Genomic DNA, 25,959 nt, shown 5'->3' with positions numbered 1-25,959 from the left:
CCATTAGTAAATGTGTTTTTTACATTTATTAAGCAGGAATTGTGTTAAATTTTTAGTTTTCGGCTTTAGAGCAACATTAAACCATTATGCTTTTACCAGACTTTTGTAATGTACATCTGAAAGCTGTCTTAAAATTTCAGCACTTTTTTCAGGAGTAATATCACGTTGCGATTCGCCCAGCATTTCGTATCCTACCATAAATTTCTTTACCGTTGCCGATCTTAACAGCGGTGGGTAGAAATGCATATGGAAATGCCATTCTGGATGCAATAAACCATCTGTTGGCGATTGGTGAATTCCTGAAGAATACGGAAATGAAGTATTAAATAAATTGTCATACTTCGTGGTTAACTGTTTTAAGATTTTCGCGAAAGCGGTGCTTTCTTCGGCAGTAAAATCAGTGATTTTGTTTACGGCTCTTTTGCTAACAATCATCGTTTCGTAAGGCCAGATTGCCCAAAAAGGGACTAATGCCACAAAATGATCATTTTCAATTACGATTCTTTCTCCGGCTTTCAATTCAGCTTTTACATAATCTTCCAATAATGTTCTGTCATTTTTATCGTAATATGATTTTAAGCTGTTTTGTGTTTTTTCAACTTGGGTTGGCAATGAAGACTGCGCCCAGATTTGTCCGTGCGGATGCGGGTTGCTGCAGCCCATTACGCTTCCTTTGTTTTCAAAAATCTGAACGTGATTAATGTATTTTATATTACCTAAATCAGTGTATTCTTTCTGCCAAGTTTTGATGATGTTTTCAATATCGGCAATTTCCATTTCAGGCAAAGTCAGATCGTGTCTTGGCGAAAAACAAACTACTCTCGAAATTCCCTGTTCTGGTTTTGCTTTAAAAAAGGTATGTTTAATGTCATCTTCAAAAATAATTTCGTCCTGTTTCATGGCTGCAAAATCATTTTCAAAAACAAAACTGCTTTCGTATTGCGGGTTATTCATTCCGTTGGCACGAACATTTCCTGGACACAAATAACAAGTTGGGTCGTATTTAGGAAGTTCTTCTGTAGAAATGGTTTCATTTTGTCCCTGCCAAGGGCGTTTTGCACGATGAGGAGAAACCAAGACCCATTCGTTAATTAATGGATTGAAGCGTCTGTGCGGATCTTCGTTAATGTCAAAATTTTTCATTGTAGTGTTGTGGTTTTAAAGTAGCGTTGTTCCGTTAGAGATTTTTACATCATAGAATTTTAATTCAATTCCAAATGTATCCAAATAAAGTTTCGAAAATTTACGCTTTACCTCATTTTCATTTCCTTTTTTAACTAAATTAATGGTGCAGCCGCCAAAACCGCCACCCATAAGTCGAGAACCAATAATGGCATCGTCTTCTTTTGCGGTATCAACAAGCATGTCTAATTCTTCACAGCTTACTTCATATTCTTTAGATAAACCGTAATGCGTTTCAAAAAGCAATTCTCCTAACTGCTCAATATTTCCTTGGTCTAAAGCTTTACAAGCTTTGATGACGCGGTTTATTTCTTTTACCACAAAATGAACTCTGCTGAAAACCTTTTCAGTCATTTTATCTTTTAGGCTCAAAACCTGTTCTTCTGTAGCGTTTCTAAAAGTTTTTACTTCTGGAAAATGGCTTTTTATAATCGATAAACCTTCTTCACATTCAATTCTTCTTGTATTATATTCTGATGTAAAAAGCGAATGTTTTACATTAGAATCAAATAAGATCAGCGAATAATCTTTGAAGTCGGCATTGTGATATTCGAAATCTAAAGTATTACAGTCTAGCTGAATTACTTTGTTTTCAAGTCCATGTACACTAGAAAACTGATCCATAATTCCGCAGTTGATTCCAACCCAATGTTCTGCTTTTTGTCCTAATAATGAAATATCTTTTTTCTCAATTTTTAAATCGAACAGCGATTTGATTCCGAAAATCATTCCGCATTCTAAAGCCGCGGAAGAAGATAATCCAGAACCAACCGGGATATTGCTGCTGAAAACGCAATTGAAACCTTCAAACGAAAATCCGTTGTCTTGCAATTGTTTGATTACACCTCGAATATAGTTGGTCCAAACCACATCGCTCAGTTTTACTTCTTGAGTCAAATCGATTTCAAATTCTTCATTCAAATCGATTGCAATTATTTTAGAAGTTTTGGTATTGTTTTTTTCAAAAGCAAAACAAATCACTTTGTCAATTGCAGCGGGCAAAACATAACCATCATTGTAATCAATATGTTCTCCAATAATGTTAATTCTGCCTGGAGAAAGTACCGTTTTTTCTGGAGAAGAACCGAAAGATTTCTCAAAAAAGGCAACGGTATCTTGTATTAAAATATCATTCATTATATAGTTAGTTGTATTGTGGTTTTTGGAATTTATTATTCTTCTGAGTGTTTTTTTTTAACACATAGAAACATAGTTTTTGTAAACTTAAAAAAGGCGTTTCACTAGTTTAAATGGACATAGAATGCTATGTGAAAGAAATATTTTTCTCTTTGCCTTCTTTTTTTTAGCATAGAATCTATGTTTCTATGTGTTGAAATTACATTTTGTTCTTAGTTTAAACTTTCAAATTTGTAAAGCGTTTTCTGCGTGTACTCTTCACCTTTTTTCAAAACTGCATTCGGAAAATGAGCATGATTTGGTGCGTCAGGAAAATTCTGTGTTTCAAAACAGATTCCGCTTTGCGCATTATAATCGACATTTTCTTTTCCCTTCAATTTTCCGAAACAATTTCCGCCTACATATATATGTACACTTGGCTGATCGGTATAAACATTCATTCTTAGTTTATTTTTTAAACTGATTAGTTGGCCAACAATTTCCGTTTTAGAATTTACTACGAAAGAATTGTCAATTGGAAACGGACAGTTTTTAGCAGTTCTAAAATCAAAATCATGATTGGTCAAATCGGTATAATTTCCTGTTGGAATATTATCTGGATTTGTTTCCAGCATTTTAGCTGATTTGATAAACATCTGCTGTTCTAGAACATTTCCGTCATGACCATCAAGGTTAAAATAACTGTGATGTGTCAAATTGATAATAGTATCTTCAGTTGAGGTTGCTTTATATTCTAATTTTAATTCATTTTCTTCAGTCAAAGTATACGTTAAATAAACAGTCATTTCGCCAGGAAAATTCTCGTCTAAATGTGTGCTTAAAAGCCCAAAAGTAATTGACGGATTTTCGCCAGTTTTTGCATCAGTTACGCTCCAAGCTTTTCTTCCAAATCCCATTTCTCCGCCATGAAGCGTATTGCCGTTATTGTTTCCGTCAAGCTGAAATTTTGTATCGTTAAGATTGAAAGTTCCATTATGAATTCTTCCTGCGTAACGGCCAACCGTTGTTCCAAAATACGGAGCACTTGGTAAATTATATGATTCTAAATACGATTCTAAATTATCAAACCCTAATACAACATCTGTTAATTTTCCGTTTACCGGAATTTGGATGGAAGTTACGGTTGCGCCATAATTGATGATTTGAACTTTCATTCCGTTTTTATTAATCAGATCAAAAGAATAAATTTCTTCCTTATTAGGCATTAAACCAAACAATTTGCAATTGTGAATCTCTTTTAAATGCGATATGTGTTTTATTTCCATATAATTTTTACCAAAAATGAAATCCAAAAGTAGAAACATTTTCTATATTTGCATACCAGTACCTACCAGTTTTTAATTATAATAGTCAGAATGACTTTATCATAAGCATGATTTCAATCCAAAATAATATTGGTCTGCCAAAATATAAGCAGATAATTCTTTCAGTCGAAAAAGCAATCGAAGAGGGAAATTTAATTAAAGGCGATACGCTTCCGTCGGTAAATAAAGTATGTCTGGCTTTTTCTTTATCTCGAGATACGGTCTTATTGGCGTATGATGAATTGAAGAAAAGAGGAATCATTTATGCCATTCCAGGAAAAGGCTATTACGTTAAAAGCGTTGAAATCACTATAACTCAGAAGATTTTTCTACTCTTCGATGAATTGAATATTTTTAAAGAAGACATTTATAATTCGTTTTTAAAAAACATCGGAAAAAATGTTCAGGTCGATATTTTCTTTCATCATTTTAATGTTCAGGTTTTCAAAAAACTGATAAATGACAGCAACGGAAATTATACAAAATACATTATTATGCCGACGAACTTAAATGATGTCGTCGATTCTATAAAAACCCTACCAGTAAGCGACGTAATTATTTTGGATCAGACAAATCCAGATTTAAAAATGTTTCCTGCGATTTACCAAAATCACCAAAAAGATATATATGAAGGTTTCATGAAAGGTAAATCCAGATTGTCAAAATACAAGAAGCTGATTTTAATTTTCCCTGGTTTTAGAGAACCGCCCGGAATGAAATTGGGTTTTGAATCTTTTTGTCAAGATTATGGTTTTGATTATGAAGTTATTTCAGATTTCAGCAATCAATCTATTGCTTTGGGAGATTTATATATCATTCCTCATGACCGCGATTTGCTTTTGGTTATAGAAAATGCAATGAGCAGAAACTTAAAATTAGGAGAAGATTTCGGCATTATATCCTATAATGAAACGCCATTAAAGAAAATTGCCGCAAACGGAATTACCACAATATCAACTAATTTTGAATTGATGGGAAAAATTTTGGCCGATATGGTTTTGAAAGGAATAAAAGAGCAGATTGAAAATAAATCTGCTCTTATATTGCGTAACTCTTTATAATATAGTGCGAATTACAAATTGAGCACAAAATTATTTAGTAGTTTTTCTTCATATTTCTCTTTGTTGAAGGTATATAAATAGGAGCCTTTTCGAGAAGACTGCATGTCTTTTTCTTCTAGCTTATTTAGAATTTCCAAAGAGTTTATTTTACTGATGAAATTTCTTTTGTCCAATTCTTTGCTCAAAATAGCTTCGTACAATTCTAAAAGCTGACGCATGGTGAATTTTTCAGGAAGCAATTCAAAACCAATTGGTTTGATAGAAGTTTTGTAGCGAAGTCTTTTAATTGCATTTTCAACCATTTCGTTGTGGTCAAAAATTAAATTTGGTGCATCATTAATAGGGAACCATTCAGCATGATAATTTTGAATTAATTCTGCATTATGGTTTTCGATATTAATTAAAGCAAAGTAAGAAACCGAAATGGTTCTTTCTACGGGGTCACGATCAATTTCACTATAAGCATGTAACTGCTCCATATAAATATCGTTAAGACCTGTATAAGTATTTAAGATTCTGGTTGCGGCAGTGTCTAAAACTTCATCGCGTTTTAGAAATCCTCCAATCAAGGACCACTTGCCTTTTTCAGGCTCAAAATCTCTTTGAATTAAAAGGATTTTCAGACCATCATTGTCAAATCCGAAAATGATGCAGTCTACTGCCAGTAAAACTTTATCAGCAGAGCTATAACTATTTAGCATATATAATTAATTTGGATGGGTAAATATATGAACTTCCTAAAAGCTTTCATAATTTATTAATGTAGATTTTACACTTACATAATTACTACTCAAATGTAGAGTTAAAAAAGCTAGCTTTTACATAAAAATAATATGCAAATATACTTTTTAAGATTTTTTTAAGAAAAAAACAGGACAGTCAAGGATGGTTTTTTGTAAAAATATGTTCTGTTTAATCAGAAACAGACAAAAATAAACAATCATTTACTTACAAAACTATCTTTTTTTCGACTTCAAATTACTAAAAAACAGATTATTTATGCTTTTTTTTATTCACTCTGTTTTTTGATTAAAAAATGCCTTTTTCATTAAAAGTGTATTTTTTACACAATTAAAACTAATAAAATGGCAGTTTTTTTGAAAAAACTTTGAATTTTTAAATGTTGATTAAACACTTAATTTGCGATATGTGTTTTTTTTCGACTATTTTTTTGTGATTTTAATTTGTTTACGTGATTATTTTTTAGTTAAATTTACAAATGTAAGATTAACACTTATTAACTAAAAACCACTAACCAATCTTAACTAAACCATTATGATTACAAAACAAAAATTACTTTTGTATTGCAATTTTCTATTGCCAAAAACAAATTGGATTTTAGCAGTACTGATGCTGTTATTTTCTGTTAATCAAATGTCTGCTCAGGGCAAAACGATAACAGGAGTTGTTACATCTGCGCAGGATAACTTGCCTCTTCCGGGTGTAAACATTGTTATAAAAGGAACCAAAACAGTTGCTACAACTGGATTTGATGGAGAATACTCAATTAAGGCATCACCAAACGATGTTTTAGTTTTTTCATTTATAGGATTTCAGAACAAAGAGATAGCCGTAGGAAGCCAGTCTAAAATAGATGTTGCTTTGGGCGAAGACACCAATAAACTTAATGAGGTAGTTGTTATTGGTTATGGAACTCAAAAGAAATCTGATTTAACAGGTTCTGTAAGTGTTGTTAATTTAGAATCGGCAAAAAAGGTAGTTACTTATGATGCTGCTAAAATGCTTCAGGGACAAGTTCCAGGTGTTACGGTGCAATCTTCTGGAGAACCGGGAGGTTTCGTCAATGTGAAGATTAGAGGGATAACTTCATTTAGTAACAATAATCCGCTTTTTGTAATCGACGGAATTATGGTCGATTCACCTTATGATTTTGCCCCAGGAGAAATTGAATCTATGCAGGTTTTAAAAGATGCGTCATCGGCTGCTATTTATGGTGTTCGCGGTGCAAATGGTGTTGTAATTATTACGACTAAAAAAGGCAGACAAGGTAAAATGGACATTAAATTCAAGTCTATTGTAGGTCTTCAAAATGTTGCTAAAAAATGGGATGTTACAGATCGAGTTGGTTATCAAAAAATTACTAGTGAAGCTGAAAGAAACAGAGATATTAGAGCAGGAGTTCCTGTAAGCATTGCTCCAGGAAATGATCCAAATAGTCCATCGTACATATCAAATGTAGATACAGACTGGCAGAAAGAATCTTTTGAGACAGGGGTTGTACAAAATCAAGCGCTTACTTTTACTGGAGGTGCAGAAAGTATAGCTTATAGCTTTAATGTTGACTATTTTAAAAATACAAGCTATATCAAAACGCCTCAAGATTATGAGAGATTGTCAACCAACTTAAATTTAAATGGTAAAAAAGGAAAATTTAAATACGGTGCAAAAATAGCTTATACACAATCTGATAAAGAAATTTTTAATGAATACAATGCAGGTCAAACAGTTGTAAGTGACATTTTAGGAGCTATTCCAACTATGCCAGTTTACGACGCAAATAGACTTGGAGGTTATGGAGGTACAGACAACCTGACTCAGAGAGCGATTTCAATGAACCCAATTGGATACAATAATCTGATTGATAATAATGGAAAAAGAAATCGTTTCATTGGTGATGTTTGGGGAGAAGTAGAAATTGTAAAAGGTCTTAAATATAAACTGGATGTAAGTTATGACAGAACAGACTGGGAAAACAGAAAGTTTATTCCGCCAAGTGATTTAGGATGGTATTACATTACTACAAATGATGAGGCATCTCTAGATGTTGAAACAGGAAATGAGTTAAGAACGTTCTTGAATAATTTGCTAACCTACGAAGTGACTCTTGGCAAGCATAAAATTGACGCTCTTGCAGGTTGGATTCAGGAAAAAAGAGACTATCACAGATATAATATGAGAGGTGTAGGTTACACTCCAAACGACATTCCGATGCTTCAATATGCTGATGCCAGAAATGCATCTGAATATAAATTTACGATTACAGGAATATCTTATATCAGCAGATTAAATTATTCTTACGATGACAGATATTTATTGCAGGCTAATTTTAGACAAGATAAAACATCTCTTTTCAGCGAAAAAAATAATTCGGCAAACTTTTACTCTTTTTCAGGAGGATGGAAACTTAGTAACGAGAAATTCTGGACATTACCAGAATGGATAAGCAATATTAAACTTAGAGGAGGTTACGGTACATTAGGAAATAATACTATTTCACAATATTTCTTTGCGTCAACAGTAAACAGTTTTGCTGGTTATGATTTCAATAATGAGCTTGCTCCTGGAACAACAGTTGTTGCTGCACTTGATCCTAATGTAAAATGGGAAAAATCTACAAACTCAAATGTGGGTATCGAATTAGGTTTCTTAAACAATGATTTACAGTTTACAGCAGAATACTTTGTAAAAAAATCAGATGATTTATTGTTAGGCGTTCCGCTTCCGTTTTCTACAGGAGCATTTCCTGCAAGTGTGACTACAAATGCGGGATCTATGAAAAACTCAGGGGTAGAATTTACAGCATCTTACAGCAATCATCACCATAAATTTAAATATGATATTTCTGGAAATTTCGGAACACTTAAAAATGAAGTTACTAAAATTGGTGTAAACGGAAATCCTATTTACGGAGCAGTTTCTAAAACAGAAGTAGGAAGATCTGTTGGTGAAATGTTTGCTTGGGAAGCAATTGGAATTTTCCAAAATGCGGCTGAGGTTGCATCTTCTCCAACACAAACAGGTGCGGCTCCTGGAGACGTGAAATTTAGAGATGTAAACGGAGACGGAAGCATTACAGATGCTGATAGAACTTTCCAAGGTGTAACAATTCCTAAATATGGCTTTGGATTAAATTTCAGCGCTTCTTATTCCAACTTTGATTTTTCAATGTTCTGGCAGGGAGCGGGAGGTAACAAAGTATTTAATGCAATGTACCGCAATTTAATGATCGGACAATACACAAACCATCATACAGACGAATTAAATTATTGGACACCAACTAATACCAATACCAATATTCCAGCTCCAGTTATTGGAGATCCAAATGGAAATAGCAGAGATTCGAATAGATTTATTGAAAGCGGTGATTATGTGAAACTGCAAACAATGGAAATCGGTTACAACATTCCGATTAAAGATAAATTTATTGAAAAAGCTAAGGTTTACCTAAATGGGCAGAACTTGTTGATTATCTCTAAATATAAAGGGTACGATCCTGACTTCAATAGTGACGGATTGCTTTCAAGAGGATATGATGCGGGATCTTTTCCAAATCCGAGAACAATTTCTTTAGGAGTAGAAGTGAGCTTCTAAAAACAGGTTTAACCATTAAAACGTATTAAAATGAAATCTAAAATATTTAGCTATATAACCGTTTTTCTTTCACTAGCCTTGGTAACAACAAGCTGTGTTGATAACGAAGATCTGACCCAATTGGATCCAAATAATGATTCGGTCGATAATTTTTGGAAAACAGATGAAGATGCACTGCAAGGCGTAAATGCCGCTTACGGAAGTTTATTGACAGACGGAACTTACATGAGAAGCACGCCATTATTGCTCGATGTAAAAGCAGATGATTCTAGAACAAACAGCCCTTGGGGTTCAATGTATAATGTGGGGCACTTCAATTCGAATGTGGCAGATCCTGCAATTTACGGATGGGCTTACGAAACGTATTATCAAGGTATTTACCGTGCCAATCAAGTATTGACCAATGTACCCGGAATTGAATTTGAAGACAAAGCGTTAAAAAACAGAATTATAGGGCAAGCCTATTTCTTAAGAGGACTGTTTTTTTTCCATGCCGTAAACATGTTTAAAAATGTGCCTCTTCCAACAGAATTAGCGGTTTATTATCCTCAAAAAACGCAAGATGAAGGCTGGGCGCAAGTTATTGCAGATTTTAAAGCGGCAGCAGAATTACTTCCAAATTCTTATGTTGGCATTTCAGGATTAGATGCTGGACAAAAAGGGCGCGCAACTAAAGGTGCAGCGTTAGGATATTTAGGAAAAGCCTATTTGTTTACGAAAGATTTTACAAATGCTAAAACAACTTTTAAGCAAGTAATAGATTTAGGGGTTTATTCTCTAGTAACGAATTACAGAGACAACTTTACAACAGCAAATGAGAACAATTCAGAATCTCTTTTTGAAGTTCAATTTAGCAGAGATGCTGGAGGTGTTGATCTAGGTTGGGGAGGTGCTCCTGCTTCTGGCTGGGGAAAAACATCTGCAAGAGCGATTACTTATGCGCCTCGTGCTTTTGGATGGACAGACGTTCAGCCTACTTGGGCATTGTTTAACGAATATCATGACGAAAAAACAAAAACAGGAGAGCTTGATCCGCGTTTAGACGCCACTATTTTCTACAATAAACCAGGTGGAATGCAATTGTACGGAAAAGATTTTGCAACATTCTACGCTTCAAGTCCAGCCGATTTAAATGATTTATTCTGCAGAAAATACCAAAACTCTGACGGACAATTTGCAGACGAATACGATTGGCGTTCAGGAATCAATGAGCGTTTATTAAGATATGCTGATATTCTTTTGATGTATGCAGAATGCTTAAATGAAACAGGAGATACTCAAGGGGCTTACACTTACATTCAGATGGTAAGAAACAGGGTAAATCTTCCAGATTTGGCAACTGCAAAACCAGGATTGTCTCAAACACAAATGAGAGAACAAATTGGACATGAAAGATTTTTAGAATTCCCGCTAGAAGGACACCGTTTTGATGATATTCGTCGTTGGGGATGGCTTCAAGATCCAGCAAAATTGGCTTGGTTAAAAGCAAGAGATGCTGAGTTTAATACTTATACAGCAGGAAGAGAATATTTCCCAATTCCGCAATTAGAAATGGATAACAATCCGGGAACTATTCAAAACGACAGTTATTAAAGTTTTCAGTCTCAGTATTCAGTCACAGTCTCACTGTATACTGTGACTGAATACTGAGACTATATTATTATCCCTTAGAATTTGGAATACAAGAGAAGTAATTTTTAACAGTAACTAAAATTAGAACAATGAAAACAATTACAAGTTTGGTTTTATTAGCGATATTATTTGGGAGTTGTCAAAATGAAGATATTGTCCCAACACAAGAAGGAACAACAGGAGTTGTAAATGCAAAGGATTCAGAGGTTACCAATTCAACAGCTAAAACAGTCAGCGGAAATGTGCCATCACACGATCCGAGTACAATTGTAAAAAGCGGAGTTAATTATTATGTTTTTACTACAGGAGATAATATTCCAATGACGTATTCAAGAGATTTGGCTAACTGGACATGGGGAACATCAGTATTCTCATCAACGCCAAGCTGGATTACAGGATACGTTCCAGGATTTGTTAAAACTTTTTGGGCACCAGATGTTGCTTGGTTTAATAACAGATGGAATATGTATTATTCCTGTTCCACATTTGGTTCAGCAACATCAGCAATTGGATTGGTAACAACTTCAGCCATTTCGCAAAGCGCAGGAACAACATGGACAGACAGAGGAGTTGTTGTTTCTTCTTCTTCAGCATCAGATGTTAATGCAATCGATCCGTCAATTTTAGTAGACGGAAGCAATGTTTATATGGCTTATGGTTCATGGCATGCCGGTATTGGCGTAATTCAAATTAATCCTTCGACAGGAAAAACAACAGGAAGCAAAACCATTGTTGCAGGCGGAAACAGTGCATCTTGGGAGGCTCCTTGTTTAATTAAAGAAGGAAGTTATTATTACTTATTTGTAAACCGAGGAACTTGCTGCAATGGTGTAAATAGCACCTATTATATTGTAGTTGGACGTTCTACGAGTCCGTTTGGACCTTTTGTAGATAAAAACGGAGTTTCTCTAAAAAGTGGTGGCGGAACAACCGTTCTGGCTTCACAAGGAAATTATATTGGACCTGGACATTTGTCTAGAATCACAGGAACTCAAAAAGGAGCGGTTCATTATTATGACGGGGCCGACAGCGGAAATCCAAAACTTGAAATTGTATACTTTACTTGGTCATCAGGATGGCCAACACTTTCTTATTAAAAATTAAAATTCAGAGGAAAGTTTTCGGGCTTTCCTCTACAATAAAAACCACTATGAAAAAAGCACTTTTAATCACATTTCTTATTTCGTTTTGCAGTCAGCTGAATTTTGCGCAGACCACAATCACCATTAAAAATACGGCCGATGCGCCAACAATTGACAAAAATATTTACGGTCATTTTGCAGAGCATTTAGGGCGTTGTATTTACGGAGGTTTTTTTGTGGGAGATACTTCGAAAATTCCAAATACAAAAGGAGTAAGAAATGATATTATTGCGGCTTTAAAAGATTTAAAAATCCCAAATTTAAGATGGCCAGGAGGCTGTTTTGCTGATACATATCATTGGAAAGACGGAATTGGACCACAAGAGCAAAGACCAACTATTGTAAACAAATGGTGGGGCGGAGTTACAGAAGATAACAGTTTTGGAACACACGATTTCTTGAATATGTGTGAACTTCTTGGTGCAGAACCTTATTTATCTGGAAATGTAGGAAGCGGAACGGTTCAGGAATTAGCAGATTGGGTTCAGTACACAAACTTCAGCGGTAAAAGTCCGATGAGCGATTTGCGTATTAAAAACGGAAGAAAAGAACCTTGGAAAGTAAAATACTGGGGAATTGGAAATGAAGCCTGGGGATGCGGAGGAAATATGACCGCAGAATATTACGCGGGAGAATATCGCAAATATGCGACTTTCATGTCAGATTGGGAAAATACTGGAGGAATCACAAGAATTGCTTCTGGATCAAACAGTGCAGATTATAATTGGACAGAAGTTTTAATGAAAGGAATTCCGTTAAATATGTTAGGCGGAGTTGGAGTTCATCATTATGCGGTAATCGACTGGGGTAAAAAAGGAGATGATAGAAATTTTACAGAAGAAGGTTATTTCAAAACCATGCAGTCAGCTCTAAAAATGGAAGAATTGGTTACCAAACATTCGGCAATTATGGACAAATACGATCCTGAGAAAAAAGTAGCCATGATTGTTGACGAATGGGGAGGCTGGTACGAAGTAGAAAAAGGAACAAATCCAGGATTTTTATATCAGCAGAATACAATGCGTGATGCGGTTTTAGCTGGAGCAACTCTTAACATTTTCAATAACCATTCAGACCGCGTTCGTATGGCGAATTTAGCGCAATGCGTTAACGTTTTACAAGCCGTAATTCTTACGGATAAAGCTAAAATGATTGTAACGCCAACCTATCATGTAATGAAAATGTACAGCGTGCATCAAGATGCGAAGTTATTGCCAGTAAGTTTCGAATCGCCATCGTACACTTTTAATGGAGAAAAACTTCCTGCGGTTTCAGCATCAGCATCAAAAGATAAAAATGGCGAAGTTCATATTTCATTGGTGAATGTGGATGCAAAAAATAAGAACAAAATCGAAATTGATGTAAAAGATTTAGGCGTGAAAAACTTCACAGGAACGGTTATAACATCGGCTAAATTACAAGATTACAATTCATTCGAAAACCCGAATAAAATTGTTCCAACAGCTTTTAAAGGTTTCGAAAACAAAAAAGGAAAACTTGAAATCACTATTCCTCCTTTCTCAGTTGTTGTTTTAGAAGGAAAATAAAATAGAAGCAGATGAAAAACTTCATTTTAAAAAGCATTTCTTTTATCGGATTTTTTGTTGCAGTAGTTTTAATGACAAGCTGCTCTAAAGATGATCCGGCATTAGATCCAGAACCGCAAGTTGTAGTTGAACCGCCCGTGGTTACGCCAACATTTAACGGACCAACTTATGCAGACAATTATACGGCATTTGCAAGTTGGACAAGTAGATCACAATGGAATTTGGCAAATGTACACGATCCGTCAGTCGAAAAATCGGGAGAATACTATTATATGTATCAAACTGATGCTTCGTACGGAAACGCGCATGATGGCAACGGACATTTTTTTTACAGAAGATCAAAAGATTTAATCAATTGGGAATTTATGGGATCTTCAATGGCGCAGGCTCCGGCTTGGGTAAAAGATTCTTTAAATAATAAAAGAGCCAGAATGAATCCGGCGCTACCTCCAATAACAAATCCGAGTTACGGATTTTGGGCACCATGCGTTCGAAAGGTAGGGAATATTTTTAGAATGTATTACAGCATTGTAGTAACCAATCCAATTACAGGAACAGACACCAATACTTCTTGGACAGAGCGTGCTTTTATTGGTTTGGCTGAAACAACAGATTTGGCTTCTAATAATTGGGTTGACAAAGGAATGGTTGTCTGCTCAGAACCTGACGGCGTAAAAAGTTATGTTAGAAACGGAGGAAATGATTGGGATGCCTATTTTAAATTCAATGCCATTGATCCTAGTTTTATTGAAACTCCCGAAGGCGAACAATATCTAATTTACGGTTCATGGCATTCTGGAATTGCAGCTTTAAAACTAAATCCAACAACAGGAAAACCAGATAAATTAAAAACAATCGACGATTATGGAGTTCGAATTGCAGGCAGAGGAAATGTAAATTCAAATCGCTGGCAAGCACTTGAGGGACCAGAAATTATCTACAATCCAGAGACTCAATATTATTATTTGTTTTTGGCTTATGACGAATTATCGGTGGCTTACAACACACGTGTAGCTCGTTCTAAAAATATTCTTGGCCCTTATGTGACCAATACAGGAATGAGTATTACAAACGGTGCAGAATGTTTTCCGCTAGTAACACATCCGTATCAATTTAAAAATCATACCGGTTGGGTCGGATTTGCGCATTGCGCTGTTTTTCAGAATCCAGAAACAAAACAATGGTTTTATGCTTCACAGGCGCGTCTGCCAGAAGGTGTTGCAGGAATTAATGTTTCTAATGCAGTCATGATGGGACATGTCCACGGAATTCAATGGACGGAAGACGGTTGGCCTGTAATAGAACCAGAACGTTATGCTGGAGTACCAACAACGACTTTTGCAGAGGGAAATCTGGTTGGAACATGGGAACAAATTACCATGAACTATCAATACAAAACCATGCAGAAAGCGGTTACGATTTATTTAACGGCCGACAAAAAAGTAAGCGGAGATATAACGGGAACTTGGTCTTACGATCCTGCTAAAAAAATTGCCACCATAAATGGAGTGAAATGCAACGTAGTTGACGCTTGGGATTGGGAATCGGCAACGAGAAAAGTGACTTTAAGTTATACGGGAATCAATAGTGCAGGATTGGCAGTTTGGGGTAAAAAGATTAATTAGAAAATTAGAAAATTAGAAAATTAGAAAATTAGAAAATTAGAAAATTACAACTTTTAAATTCCAAAAATTAAAGAATAGCTACTCCCGATAGCTATCGGGATAAAGGATTAAGAAGATTAAAAAAAATCTGCTCAATCTGCGAGAGAAAAATAGCCACGACCCGAGCGATAGCGAATAGGCGAAGCAATTCACGAATTATGATTTGTAAAAATTCGTGAATTCGTGGCAAAAAAAATAAAGTAACAAATGAAAAACCTATTTATCAACCTTTCTGTTTTGTTTTTATCGATTGCAGGAACTGCACAATCTGTAAAATTCAACAACCCTATTATTACAGATAAATATACCGGAGATCCAGCAGCATTGGTTTACAAAGACAAAGTGTATTTGTATGCAGGTCATGATGAAGCGCCAAACGATTTTAATTTTTATAAAATGAATGAATGGCTGGTGTATTCTTCTTCTGACATGAAAAAATGGGAATCGCATCCCGTGCCATTGAAAGTAACCGATTTTAAATGGGCAAAAAGCGATGCTTGGGCTTCGCAGGTAATAGAAAGAAACGGAAAATTTTATTGGTATGTAACGGTTGAACATAGCACTGTTCCCGGAAAATCAATCGGAGTTGCAGTAGCAGATAATCCGCTTGGACCTTTTAAAGATGCATTAGGAAAAGCTTTGATAACAAATGACATGACCAAGTTTAGCGATATAAGCTGGGACGATATTGATCCGACGGTTTTTATCGATACTGATGGACAAGCCTATTTATTTTGGGGAAATACAGCCTGTCATTATGCTAAATTAAAAGAAAACATGACGGAAATAGACGGCGAAATTCATCACATAAAACTGCCAAATTTCACTGAAGCACCATGGATTCATAAACATAACGGCTGGTACTATTTGTCGTACGCTTATGAGTTTCCTGAAAAAATTGCTTACGCTATGAGTAAATCCATTACAGGACCTTGGGAGTTTAAAGGAATTTTGAATGAATTAGCAGGAAATAGCAATACCAATCATCAATCCATAATTGATTTTAAAGGACAATCGTATTTCATTTATCACAACGGAGCATCAAAACCAAATGGCGGTAGTTTCAGAAGATCGGTCTGTGTTGATAAATTATTTTATAACAAAGACGGAACGATGAAACGTGTCGTAATGACCTCTGAAGGAATTCAATAGTTCTCAGTCGCAGTTTTCAGTTTGGACTGCTTATATGTTCTAGAAAAGTTTTCGTTGAGGTTTGAACTTAAATTTACTTAAATCACTTATATGGTTTACAAAAACATAAAATATACAATTACCGTTTTTCTAATGCTGATAACTTCAATAGTTATAGCGCAGGAAATTGTAGTGCACGATCCTGTGGTTATCAAACAAAAAGACACTTATTATTTGTATTGTACAGGCAATGGAATCAGTGTTTTTAGTTCAAAAGATTTAAAAAAATGGAATAAAGAGCCACAAGTCTTCGCAGAAGAACCAGTTTGGGCAGATGGCGTTGCGGCCGATTTTAAAAATCATATTTGGGCACCGGATATTTCATTTCACAACAACACCTATTATTTGTATTATTCCGTTTCTGCTTTTGCTAAAAATACATCAGCAATTGGTGTTGCCACTAATACGACTTTAGATCCAAAAGATAAAAACTACAAATGGGTCGATCAGGGAATTGTCATTCAATCGCAGCCAAACAGAGATATGTGGAACGCCATTGATCCGAATTTGGTTTTTGATAAAAACAATACGCCTTGGCTTTCTTTCGGTTCTTTTTGGGAAGGATTAAAATTGGTAAAATTAAATCCTGATTTAAAATCAATTGCTCAGCCTCAAGAATGGCATACAATTGCAAAACGCAAAAGAACTTTCGAATTAGCAGATTCAGATCCAGGAGATGGTGCACTAGAAGCTCCTTTTATCTTTAAGAAAAACGGATACTATTATCAATTTCTTTCTTGGGATTTATGCTGTCGTGGAGAAAAAAGCACATATAAAGTGGTTGTTGGAAGAGCTAAAAATGTTACTGGACCTTATTTGGATAAAGAAGGAAAACAACTCGATCAAGGTGGTGGAAGTTTAGTGGTTCAAGGCGATGAAAATTACTTTGGCGTAGGCCATAACAGCGCTTATACTTTTGATGGAAAAGACTATATGTTTTACCATGCTTACGAAAAGAAAACCAATGGAACACCAAGATTAGTGGTTAGAGAAATTAATTGGGATGCCGATTTATGGCCTGTTTTAAAATAGAATACAAGTATAATGAAGAAATACAATTTACCCATTTTAACGATTTTCATGTCATTGCTGGTTTTGGCTTCCTGTAAAGAAACCAAAAATGATGTGGTGCAAAATAAAACTTCGGCTTTAAAAGCAGGTTACGAAATAGAACCCGTAAATATTCAAAATGTAAAACTGACAGATTCTTTCTGGTTGCCAATTATCAAAAGAGTACAGGAAGTAACGATAGAATATGCGATTAATAAATGTGACCAAGAAGGTCGTTTTGAAAACTTTTTAATTGCAGGAAAACAGAAAACAGGCAAAGTGCGAGGCGATATGCCTTTTGATGATACCGATGTTTACAAAATCATAGAAGGAGCATCAAACACTTTAATTAGCGCACCAAATCCTAAATTGGAAAGAGTTTTGGATTCTATGATTGCCATTGTAAAAATTGGTCAGGAGCCAGATGGATATATTACCACTTGGAGAACCATAAATCCTGCAAAACCGCCAGCTCCTTGGGTTCCTGTAATTGAAGGGAAACGTTGGGAATCTTTGCAGATTAGTCATGAATTGTATAATCCAGGACATTTAATTGAAGCGGCAGTTGTGCATTATGAAGCGACAGGAAAAACCAATTTTCTTGACATTGCTATCAAAGCTGCCGATATGCTGGTACGAACTTTTGGAGATAATCCAGGACAGATAAAAGGAGTTCCGGGGCATCAGATTGTAGAAACGGGCTTGATGAAGTTGTATCAAATTACAGGAAAAGAAGATTACTTGAAATTGGCAAAATATTATTTGGACAATCGAGGAAATCCAAACAATCATAAGTTATATGGAGAATACGCTCAGGATCATATGCCTGTTGTGGAGCAAAAGGAAGCAGTCGGGCATGCTGTTCGTGCCGTTTATATGTACGCAGGAATGACCGATATTGTGGCACTGACCAAAGATAAAGCTTATGAAAATGCTGTAAATACGATATGGGATAATATGGTCAACAAAAAAATGTACATCACTGGCGGAATTGGTTCTAGACATGATGGCGAAGCTTTTGGAGTAAATTATGAATTACCAAACTTAACTGCTTATAATGAAACCTGTGCTGCGATTGGCGATGTGTATTGGAACCACAGATTGCATAGTTTATATGGAAAATCACAATATTTTGATGTGATCGAAAGAACGATGTACAACGGATTAATTTCGGGTATTTCGCTTGACGGAAAACAATTTTTCTATCCAAATGCCTTGGAAGCAGATGGTGTTTATAAATCAAACAGAGGTTCTTGTACGCGTCAAGGTTGGTTTGATTGTTCTTGTTGTCCGACAAATTTAATTCGTTTTATTCCGTCAATTCCAGGATTGATTTATTCGAAAACCAAGAACGATTTGTATGTCAATTTATATGCTTCAAACGATGCTTCTTTCACATTAGGAAAAACCGATTTACAGATCTCGCAACAGACTTCTTATCCTTGGAACGGAAAAGTCGGAATTTCAGTTAATCCTAAAAAAGAGAGCAAATTCACGATTAAACTTCGTGTTCCAGGCTGGGCAAGAAATGAAGTTTTACCAGGAGATTTATATACGTATAAAAAAGCTTCAACGCAGAAACCAACTATCAGCATAAACGGAGAAATAGTAGCAATTCAGCCTGAGAACGGTTATTTCAATGTAACCAGAAACTGGAAAAAAGGCGACAAAATAGCTCTTAATTTCCCAATGGAAGTTCAGGAAGTAGCAACCAATTCAAAAGTAGAAACTAATAAAAACAAAGTCTCTTTAGAATATGGTCCGCTAGTATATGCAGTTGAAGAAATGGACAACAAAACCAATTTTGACAAAATCAATATTTCGGCTTCAGACACTTTCAAAGTGAGAAAAGAAGCGAACTTATTGCAGGGTGTAAATGTCATCGAAAATTCAAAATTCAAAGCCATTCCATATTACTCTTGGTCAAATCGTGGAGTTGGGAAAATGAAAGTGTGGATTGATTTTAAAGATTGAATTCCTCACAAATAAATTAAACTAAAACAAACCAGTATAACATGCAAACAAACCTATTAAGAAATTGGGCACTTTCAGCCGTTGTTTTTGTAAGTGTTTCTTCTTGTACAGATAAAAAAGCAGAAAAAGAGTTGCCTAAAAAAGAAGTGACTGCTACAACAACCTTAACTAACAAACCTATTGTGTTGCAAAGAGCAGATCCTTTTATCTACAAGCATACAGATGGGTATTACTATTTTACAGGATCGGTACCAACCTACGATGCCATAGAGTTAAGACGTGCAAAATCTATTGATGAACTTCAAAATGCTGAAACCTTTAGAGTATGGGAAAAACATAAAAGCGGACCAATGAGCCGTCATGTGTGGGCTCCTGAAATTCATTATTTGGATGGAAAATGGTACGTGTATTTTGCAGCAAGTCAAGAAGATGATATTTGGAAATTAAGACCTTATGTTTTGGAATGTACAGGCCAGGATCCTTTACATGACAAGTGGATTGAACTTGGGCAAATGCAGGCAGCTGATGCAGATCCAAAAAGCTTTACCGACTTTTCTCTGGATGGGACTGTATTTGAACATAAAAATAAACGCTATTTCTGTTGGGCAGAAAAAACAGGCGGGCAGTTCGCTGCTTCCAATTTGTATTTAGCCGAAATGGAATCGCCGGTAAAATTAAAAACAGTCCAATTTATGCTAACGACTCCAGATTATGATTGGGAACGCATAGGTTTTTGGGTAAATGAAGGCCCCGCAGTTATTAAAAACAAAGGGAAAATTTACATTACTTTTTCGGCAAGTGCTACAGGTTCTTGTTACAGTATGGGAATGATGGAAGCAGATGAAAATGCTGATTTACTAGATAGAAATTCTTGGAAAAAATCCAGATATCCAGTATTAAAAACCAATGAAGCAAAAAAGATTTATGGACCAGGGCATAACTCATTCACAGTAGATGAAAACGGAGAGCCATTAGTAATTTATCATGCAAGGGATTACGAAAAAGCTGTTGGCGATCCAAAAGTGGTGCCGGCGACAGATAAAAGACCGTTGAAAGAAATTATTGCAGATCCGTTATACGATCCTAATCGTCATGCGAGAATGATGAAATTAAAATTTGATGAAAACGGTAGACCAATATTTCAATTTAACTAAAAAGACCAAATAGCAATTGAAGATTAAGATGAAATAATCGCAACATTATAAATGTAACATTGACATTTATTTTTTGTTTTGATTAGAAATCCTTGTTTTGATGCATTTTTTGTAAAAATTAAAGAACAGAACTTTGTTAAGTGTTTTTTACACACTTATAAATTATTTATAATTATATTTGTCAATATTTTAAAAATAAAATACGAATGAAAAATTATGTAATAGGATTGGACTACGGAACAGATTCTGTTCGCGCGGTGCTAATTGATACTGAGAATGGACAGGAGCTGGCATCGAATGTTTCTCATTACAAAAGATGGAAAAACAAACAATATTGTGACGCCTCTATAAACCAATTTCGTCAGCATCCTTTGGATCATATCGAAGGATTGGAAACTACAATTCAAAATGTTGTAAAAGAAAGTAAAGTGGATCCAGCATTGGTTCGCGGAATTTGTATCGATACAACAGGATCTTCTCCAGTTCCAGTTACAAAAGACGGAACGCCATTGGCATTGACAAAAGGTTTTGAAGAAAACCCAAATGCCATGATGGTATTGTGGAAAGATCATACTTCAATAAACGAAGCAAATGAAATAAATGAACTAGCAGTAAGCTGGGGCGGAGAAGATGTAACAAAATACGTTGGAGGAATCTATTCTTCGGAATGGTTTTGGGCAAAAATTCTTCATATTGCAAGACAAGACGAAGCGGTTAGAAATGCAGCACACACTTGGATGGAGCATTGCGATTTAATGACCTATTTGTTAATTGAAGATAAAGATTTAAAAACCTTCAAAAGAAGCCGTTGCGCCGCAGGTCACAAAGCCATGTGGCACGCAGACTGGAACGGATTACCGCCAGTTGAATTCTTAGAAAAACTACATCCATATTTAGCGACTTTACGTGGCAATTTATATGATGAAACCTATACTTCAGATTTAGTTGCTGGAAAATTAAGCCAAGAATGGGCAGACCGTTTAGGACTTTCTACAGAAACAGTTGTAGCTGTCGGAACTTTCGACGCGCACTCTGGAGCAGTTGGCGCTAAAATCGAAGAAAACACTTTAGTCCGCGTTATGGGAACTTCAACTTGTGATATCCTTGTTGGTTCTTATGATGAAGTAGGAACAAAAACGGTTCGCGGAATTTGCGGACAAGTTGATGGATCTGTTATTCCAGGATTTATTGGTTTAGAGGCAGGACAATCTGCTTTTGGCGATTTATTGGCTTGGTACAAAGAATTATTAATGTGGCCGACAGAACATTTATTAGGCTCTTCATCTCTTTTAAATGAAACTCAAAAAGAACAGTTGAGAGAAGAATTCAGCGATAAATTAATTGTAGAATTGACGAAAGAGGCGGAGAAAATTCCAGTTTCAGAAAGTCTTCCAATTGCTTTAGACTGGATCAACGGACGTAGAACTCCAGATGCGAATCAGGAAGTAAAAAGTGCTATTTCGAATCTTTCTTTAGGAACAAAAGCGCCACATATTTTCAAAGCTTTAGTAAACGCAATCTGTTTTGGAGCGAAAAAAATTGTAGATCGTTTTGAAGAAGAAGGAGTAAAAATCGACAGCGTAATCGGAATTGGCGGTGTTGCTCGTAAATCGCCTTTTATTATGCAGACTTTGGCTAACGTTTTAAACAAGCCAATTAAAATTGCAGCTTCAGACCAAACTCCTGCTTTAGGTGCAGCAATTTACGCAGCCGTTGCAGCAGGAATTTATCCAAATGTAATCGAAGCAAGTCAAAAAATCGGAAGTGATTTTGACGGAGAATATTTCCCTCAATTAGATAAAGTTGCCGCTTATAACAAACTGCTTATTGCTTACGAACAATTAAGTGCTTTTGCAGATCCAACTATTAAAATTTCTCAAAATGAGTTCTCTTTATAAAGATTTAAAACAAGAATGTTACGAAGCCAACATGCAGTTAAATGCATTGAATTTGGTAGTGTACACTTTCGGAAATGTAAGCGCTGTGGATAGAAAAAATGGTGTTTTTGCCATTAAACCAAGCGGTGTTCCTTACGAAGATTTAAAACCTGAAGATATCGTAATTGTCGATTTTGATAATAATGTTATTGAAGGAAATCTGCGTCCGTCTTCAGATACCAAAACGCATGCTTATTTATACAAACATTGGCCAAATATTGGCGGAGTGGCTCATACGCATGCAACTTATTCTGTGGCTTGGGCGCAATCTCAGCAGGATATTCCGATTTTCGGAACTACACATGCCGATCATTTAACAGCAGACATTCCGTGTGCGCCCCCGATGGCAGATCATTTGATTGAAGGAAACTACGAGCACAATACCGGAATTCAGATTCTAGATTGCTTCAAAGAAAAAAATCTTTCTTACGAAGAAGTAGAAATGATTTTAATTGGAAATCACGGTCCGTTTGCTTGGGGAAAAAATGCTGCAAAAGCGGTTTACAACAGTAAAGTCTTAGAAGTTGTGGCAGAAATGGCGTATTTGACTTTACAAATAAACCCAAACGCACCAAGATTAAAAGATTCATTAATAAAGAAACATTACAACCGTAAACACGGAAAAGATTCGTATTACGGACAGTAGTTTTTGTTTCAGGTTTTTTTTGTTTCAAGTTTCAAGTTGTTGGAACGTGAAACTTGGAACGTGAAACAAACAAAACAAAAACAATAATATAACAAATCGAGTTTTCAGATTCCAACAACTTGAAACCTGAAACTTGAAACAAAATAAACAAAAGACATGATTGATATATCTCAAAAAGAAGTATGGTTTGTAGTAGGAAGCCAGGAATTATATGGTGAAGAAACGCTTAGAAAAGTAGCAGAACATTCACAGATTATTGCAAAAGGATTAGATGCTTCATCATCAATTCCAGTAAAAGTGGTTTACAAAGATGTGGTAAAATCTCCTTCGCAGATTTTAGATGTGTGTTTGGCAGCAAACTCTGCTAAAAACTGTATTGGAATTATTGCTTGGATGCATACTTTTTCTCCAGCAAAAATGTGGATCGGCGGCTTAAATATTCTTAAAAAGCCATTATGCCATTTACACACGCAATACAATGCTGAAATTCCGTGGGGAAGCATCGATATGGATTTCATGAACTTAAACCAATCGGCTCACGGAGATCGTGAATTTGGTTTCATCATGTCTAGATTACGCAAAAAACGTAAAGTGGTTGTTGGACATTGGGAAGATCAAAGAGTTCAAAAACAATTAGGAATCTGGTCAAGAGTTGTTCTTGGATGGGACGAACTTCAAAACCTGAAAGTAGCTCGTATTGGAGACAATATGCGCGAGGTTGCCGTAACAGAAGGTGATAAAGTTGAAGCTCAAATTCGTTTTGGAATGTCTGTAAACGGATACGATTCTTCAGACGTTACCAAACATATCGAAAAAGTAACAGACAAACAATTAGCTGATTTATTAGCTGTTTACGAGCAATCATACAATTTAACGGATTCTTTAAAAGAAGGCGGCGCACAAAGAAGTTCATTGGTTGAAGCAGCAAAAATCGAATTAGGATTAAGAGCTTTCCTTGAAGAAGGTGGATTCGGCGCTTTTACAGATACATTCGAAAACCTTGGCGTTTGGAAACAATTGCCAGGAATCGCAACACAAAGATTAATGGCCGACGGTTATGGTTTTGGTGGAGAAGGAGACTGGAAAACAGCCGCGATGGTTAGAGCTTTAAAAGTAATGTGTGTTGGGCTTGAAGGCGGAACTTCTTTCATGGAAGATTATACATACCATTTCACACCACAAAAATCATACGTTTTAGGTTCTCACATGTTGGAAATCTGTCCATCTATTGCTGATGGAAAACCTTCTTGCGAAGTGCATCCATTAGGAATTGGAGGAAAAGAAGATCCAGCTCGTTTGGTGTTTAATTCGCCTGCAGGAGACGCAATCAATGTTTCTTTGGTTGATATGGGAACTCGTTTCCGTTTAATCGTGAACGAAGTAGAAGCAGTTAAACCAATGGCAGAATTGCCAAAACTTCCTGTTGCCAGAGTTTTATGGGATTGTAAGCCAAATTTAGAAGTTGCAGCAACAGCTTGGATTTTAGCCGGAGGAGCGCACCATACGGTTTACAGCCAATCTATTACAACAGAATATATGGAAGATTTTGCAGACATCGCAGGAATCGAATTATTGGTAATTGACGAAAAAACGACTGTAAGAGAGTTTAAAGATAAAATCAACGCCAACGAAGCATACTTTCATTTGTTTCAACACGGACTTTAATTAGTCAAAAGTCAAAAGTTATAAAGTCCGAAAGTTTTAGTTACTTTGAAGAAAAGACTTTATGACTTTTGACTTTAAGACTTTACTAACTTAAAAAATATCATTTATGAATGTATTAAAACGATCTCTTTTTATATTAAGCTTGCTTGGAACTGCAATAGTTTTAGTTCAATGTAAAAGTGATAAAAAAGCAGATACAGAAAAAGTGGCTACTGAAGGAAAAAATTTAGTAACGATTGAAAAATCGGAATATGGAGCAACAGCAAAAGGCGAAAAAGTCGAAAGCTATAAACTGAAAAACCAAAATGGGATGGAAGTGGACATCATCACTTTTGGCGGTAGAATTACAGATTTGAAAGTGCCAAATAAAGAAGGGGTTTCAGAAAATGTAGTAATCGGATTTAGTTCTTTAGCTCAATATGAAAAAGAAAATCCGTTTTTCGGAGCTTTGATCGGAAGATACGGAAACCGAATTGCAAAAGGTAAATTTTCATTAGACGGAAAAGAGTATCAATTAGCGATTAACAACGCACCAAATGCTTTACACGGAGGTCCGCAAGGATTTTTTAATGTGGTTTGGAAAGCTGATGAGGTTAAATCTGGCGATACAGCTTCTTTAAAATTATCTTATGTAAGTAAAGATATGGAAGAAGGTTATCCTGGAACTTTAAAAGTTTTTGTTACTTATACATTGACAAATGACAATCAGTTAGAAGTTTTGTATGAAGCAACAACAGACAAAAAAACGGTTGTTAACTTAACCCAGCATTCTTATTTCAATTTATCAGGAGATTTTACCAAAACAATCTTAGATCACGAATTGACTTTAAATGCTGATAAATTAGTTCCAGTTGATGCGGATTTAATTCCGACAGGAAAATTAGAAGATGTTGCTGGAACTCCTTTCGATTTCAGAACGCCAAAATTAATTGGAAAAGACATCAATGCTAAAAATGATCAATTAGAAAAAGGAAAAGGTTACGACCACTGCTGGGTGTTGAACAATCCTGAAAAAGGAAAAACAATTATTGCAAAAGTATACCACGCAGCAAGCGGAAGAGTTATGGAAATGACAACAGACGAACCTGGAATTCAGTTCTATTCTGGAAATTTCCTTGACGGAACGTTACCAATGCCAAACGGAGGAACTTTTGCACATAGAACAGGATTATGCTTAGAAACAGAACATTATCCAGATTCTCCAAACCAGAAAAATTTCCCAACGACAGTTTTAAACCCGGGAGAAAATTATAAAACGAAAACGACTTTTAAATTCTCAGTAAAAAAATAGTTTTAGAATCTGTTTATTAATTTAGTAATTTTCTAAAAACCTCGAAAGTT

At 35.6% G+C, this 25,959-nt stretch carries 18 protein-coding genes; 14 read left to right on the top strand and 4 right to left on the bottom strand.

From position 1 onward, the window contains the following. Window positions 1-84: 84 nt before the first annotated feature. From RB618_RS04895 to RB618_RS04885, 3 genes are all read right to left on the bottom strand, one after another. Window positions 85-1,143, bottom strand: a complete 1,059-nt coding sequence (locus RB618_RS04895) for a UDP-glucose--hexose-1-phosphate uridylyltransferase (protein ID WP_308067733.1) — start codon at window positions 1,141-1,143, stop codon at window positions 85-87. A 15-nt stretch (window positions 1,144-1,158) separates the two neighbouring features. Further along, the gene (gene galK / locus RB618_RS04890; protein WP_308067732.1) at window positions 1,159-2,319 is read right to left on the bottom strand and encodes a galactokinase; all 1,161 of its coding nucleotides are present in this window, start codon (window positions 2,317-2,319) and stop codon (window positions 1,159-1,161) included. A gap of 212 nt (window positions 2,320-2,531) precedes the next feature. Next, window positions 2,532-3,584, bottom strand: a complete 1,053-nt coding sequence (locus tag RB618_RS04885) for an aldose epimerase family protein (RefSeq protein WP_308067731.1) — start codon at window positions 3,582-3,584, stop codon at window positions 2,532-2,534. A gap of 101 nt (window positions 3,585-3,685) precedes the next feature. Here RB618_RS04885 and RB618_RS04880 point away from each other — a divergent pair, with 101 nt between their 5' ends. Next, window positions 3,686-4,684: a GntR family transcriptional regulator gene (locus tag RB618_RS04880; RefSeq protein WP_308067837.1), complete on the top strand. Its 999-nt coding sequence runs from the start codon at window positions 3,686-3,688 to the stop codon at window positions 4,682-4,684. 11 nt (window positions 4,685-4,695) lie between these two features. Here RB618_RS04880 and RB618_RS04875 read toward each other — a convergent pair whose 3' ends face one another. Further along, on the bottom strand, window positions 4,696-5,385 hold the full coding sequence (locus RB618_RS04875; RefSeq protein WP_308067730.1) for an NUDIX domain-containing protein: 690 nt from the start codon (window positions 5,383-5,385) through the stop codon (window positions 4,696-4,698). A 574-nt stretch (window positions 5,386-5,959) separates the two neighbouring features. On the opposite strand from RB618_RS04875, the gene RB618_RS04870 reads away from it, so the two are divergent. The 13 genes from RB618_RS04870 to RB618_RS04810 all read left to right on the top strand — a co-directional run bounded on the left by RB618_RS04870 (window position 5,960) and on the right by RB618_RS04810 (window position 25,909). Then, window positions 5,960-9,016, top strand: a complete 3,057-nt coding sequence (locus RB618_RS04870) for a TonB-dependent receptor (protein ID WP_308067729.1) — start codon at window positions 5,960-5,962, stop codon at window positions 9,014-9,016. A gap of 30 nt (window positions 9,017-9,046) precedes the next feature. Next, a complete protein-coding gene (locus RB618_RS04865; protein WP_308067728.1) occupies window positions 9,047-10,609 on the top strand; it encodes a RagB/SusD family nutrient uptake outer membrane protein in 1,563 nt (520 codons plus the stop codon). Between the two features lie 128 nt (window positions 10,610-10,737). Then, entirely contained in the window at window positions 10,738-11,745 is a 1,008-nt protein-coding gene (locus RB618_RS04860) for an arabinan endo-1,5-alpha-L-arabinosidase (protein ID WP_308067726.1), read from the top strand. Between the two features lie 53 nt (window positions 11,746-11,798). Continuing rightward, window positions 11,799-13,337, top strand: a complete 1,539-nt coding sequence (locus RB618_RS04855; RefSeq protein ID WP_308067725.1) for an alpha-L-arabinofuranosidase C-terminal domain-containing protein — start codon at window positions 11,799-11,801, stop codon at window positions 13,335-13,337. An 11-nt stretch (window positions 13,338-13,348) separates the two neighbouring features. Continuing rightward, window positions 13,349-14,962 (top strand): arabinan endo-1,5-alpha-L-arabinosidase, encoded by a 1,614-nt coding sequence (locus tag RB618_RS04850; protein WP_308067724.1) that lies wholly within the window; start codon window positions 13,349-13,351, stop codon window positions 14,960-14,962. Between the two features lie 246 nt (window positions 14,963-15,208). Then, complete coding sequence (locus RB618_RS04845) at window positions 15,209-16,153, top strand: glycoside hydrolase family 43 protein (protein ID WP_308067723.1); 945 nt, start codon at window positions 15,209-15,211, stop codon at window positions 16,151-16,153. 90 nt (window positions 16,154-16,243) lie between these two features. After that, the gene (locus RB618_RS04840; RefSeq protein ID WP_308067722.1) at window positions 16,244-17,224 is read left to right on the top strand and encodes an arabinan endo-1,5-alpha-L-arabinosidase; all 981 of its coding nucleotides are present in this window, start codon (window positions 16,244-16,246) and stop codon (window positions 17,222-17,224) included. 12 nt (window positions 17,225-17,236) lie between these two features. After that, entirely contained in the window at window positions 17,237-19,216 is a 1,980-nt protein-coding gene (locus tag RB618_RS04835) for a glycoside hydrolase family 127 protein (RefSeq protein ID WP_308067721.1), read from the top strand. Between the two features lie 41 nt (window positions 19,217-19,257). Then, the gene (locus RB618_RS04830) at window positions 19,258-20,370 is read left to right on the top strand and encodes a family 43 glycosylhydrolase (protein ID WP_308067720.1); all 1,113 of its coding nucleotides are present in this window, start codon (window positions 19,258-19,260) and stop codon (window positions 20,368-20,370) included. Window positions 20,371-20,576: 206 nt separating this feature from the next. After that, the gene (locus RB618_RS04825) at window positions 20,577-22,268 is read left to right on the top strand and encodes a ribulokinase (RefSeq protein ID WP_308067719.1); all 1,692 of its coding nucleotides are present in this window, start codon (window positions 20,577-20,579) and stop codon (window positions 22,266-22,268) included. Beyond that, complete coding sequence (locus tag RB618_RS04820) at window positions 22,252-22,953, top strand: L-ribulose-5-phosphate 4-epimerase (RefSeq protein WP_184158607.1); 702 nt, start codon at window positions 22,252-22,254, stop codon at window positions 22,951-22,953. Before RB618_RS04825 ends, RB618_RS04820 begins: the two co-directional genes overlap by 17 nt. A gap of 156 nt (window positions 22,954-23,109) precedes the next feature. After that, window positions 23,110-24,618, top strand: coding sequence for an L-arabinose isomerase (gene araA / locus RB618_RS04815; protein WP_308067718.1), 1,509 nt, complete (start codon window positions 23,110-23,112; stop codon window positions 24,616-24,618). Between the two features lie 106 nt (window positions 24,619-24,724). Further along, entirely contained in the window at window positions 24,725-25,909 is a 1,185-nt protein-coding gene (locus RB618_RS04810) for an aldose epimerase family protein (RefSeq protein WP_308067717.1), read from the top strand. Window positions 25,910-25,959: the final 50 nt, after the last annotated feature.

The sequence above is a fragment of the Flavobacterium sp. LHD-85 genome, assembly GCF_030929595.1.
Lineage (GTDB): Bacteria > Bacteroidota > Bacteroidia > Flavobacteriales > Flavobacteriaceae > Flavobacterium.
This window is presented reverse-complemented; position numbering and strand designations above follow the sequence as displayed.

Bases quoted from the DNA above. Each gene is read 5' to 3' on its own strand.
- RB618_RS04895 (WP_308067733.1), bottom strand. From the start codon at position 1,143: ATGAAAAATTTTGACATTAACGAAGATCCGCACAGACGCTTCAATCCA.
- galK (WP_308067732.1), bottom strand. From the start codon at position 2,319: ATGAATGATATTTTAATACAAGATACCGTTGCCTTTTTTGAGAAATCT.
- RB618_RS04885 (WP_308067731.1), bottom strand. From the start codon at position 3,584: ATGGAAATAAAACACATATCGCATTTAAAAGAGATTCACAATTGCAAA.
- RB618_RS04875 (WP_308067730.1), bottom strand. From the start codon at position 5,385: ATGCTAAATAGTTATAGCTCTGCTGATAAAGTTTTACTGGCAGTAGAC.
- RB618_RS04870 (WP_308067729.1), top strand. From the start codon at position 5,960: ATGATTACAAAACAAAAATTACTTTTGTATTGCAATTTTCTATTGCCA.
- RB618_RS04865 (WP_308067728.1), top strand. From the start codon at position 9,047: ATGAAATCTAAAATATTTAGCTATATAACCGTTTTTCTTTCACTAGCC.
- RB618_RS04860 (WP_308067726.1), top strand. From the start codon at position 10,738: ATGAAAACAATTACAAGTTTGGTTTTATTAGCGATATTATTTGGGAGT.
- RB618_RS04855 (WP_308067725.1), top strand. From the start codon at position 11,799: ATGAAAAAAGCACTTTTAATCACATTTCTTATTTCGTTTTGCAGTCAG.
- RB618_RS04850 (WP_308067724.1), top strand. From the start codon at position 13,349: ATGAAAAACTTCATTTTAAAAAGCATTTCTTTTATCGGATTTTTTGTT.
- RB618_RS04845 (WP_308067723.1), top strand. From the start codon at position 15,209: ATGAAAAACCTATTTATCAACCTTTCTGTTTTGTTTTTATCGATTGCA.
- RB618_RS04840 (WP_308067722.1), top strand. From the start codon at position 16,244: ATGGTTTACAAAAACATAAAATATACAATTACCGTTTTTCTAATGCTG.
- RB618_RS04835 (WP_308067721.1), top strand. From the start codon at position 17,237: ATGAAGAAATACAATTTACCCATTTTAACGATTTTCATGTCATTGCTG.
- RB618_RS04830 (WP_308067720.1), top strand. From the start codon at position 19,258: ATGCAAACAAACCTATTAAGAAATTGGGCACTTTCAGCCGTTGTTTTT.
- RB618_RS04825 (WP_308067719.1), top strand. From the start codon at position 20,577: ATGAAAAATTATGTAATAGGATTGGACTACGGAACAGATTCTGTTCGC.
- RB618_RS04820 (WP_184158607.1), top strand. From the start codon at position 22,252: ATGAGTTCTCTTTATAAAGATTTAAAACAAGAATGTTACGAAGCCAAC.
- araA (WP_308067718.1), top strand. From the start codon at position 23,110: ATGATTGATATATCTCAAAAAGAAGTATGGTTTGTAGTAGGAAGCCAG.
- RB618_RS04810 (WP_308067717.1), top strand. From the start codon at position 24,725: ATGAATGTATTAAAACGATCTCTTTTTATATTAAGCTTGCTTGGAACT.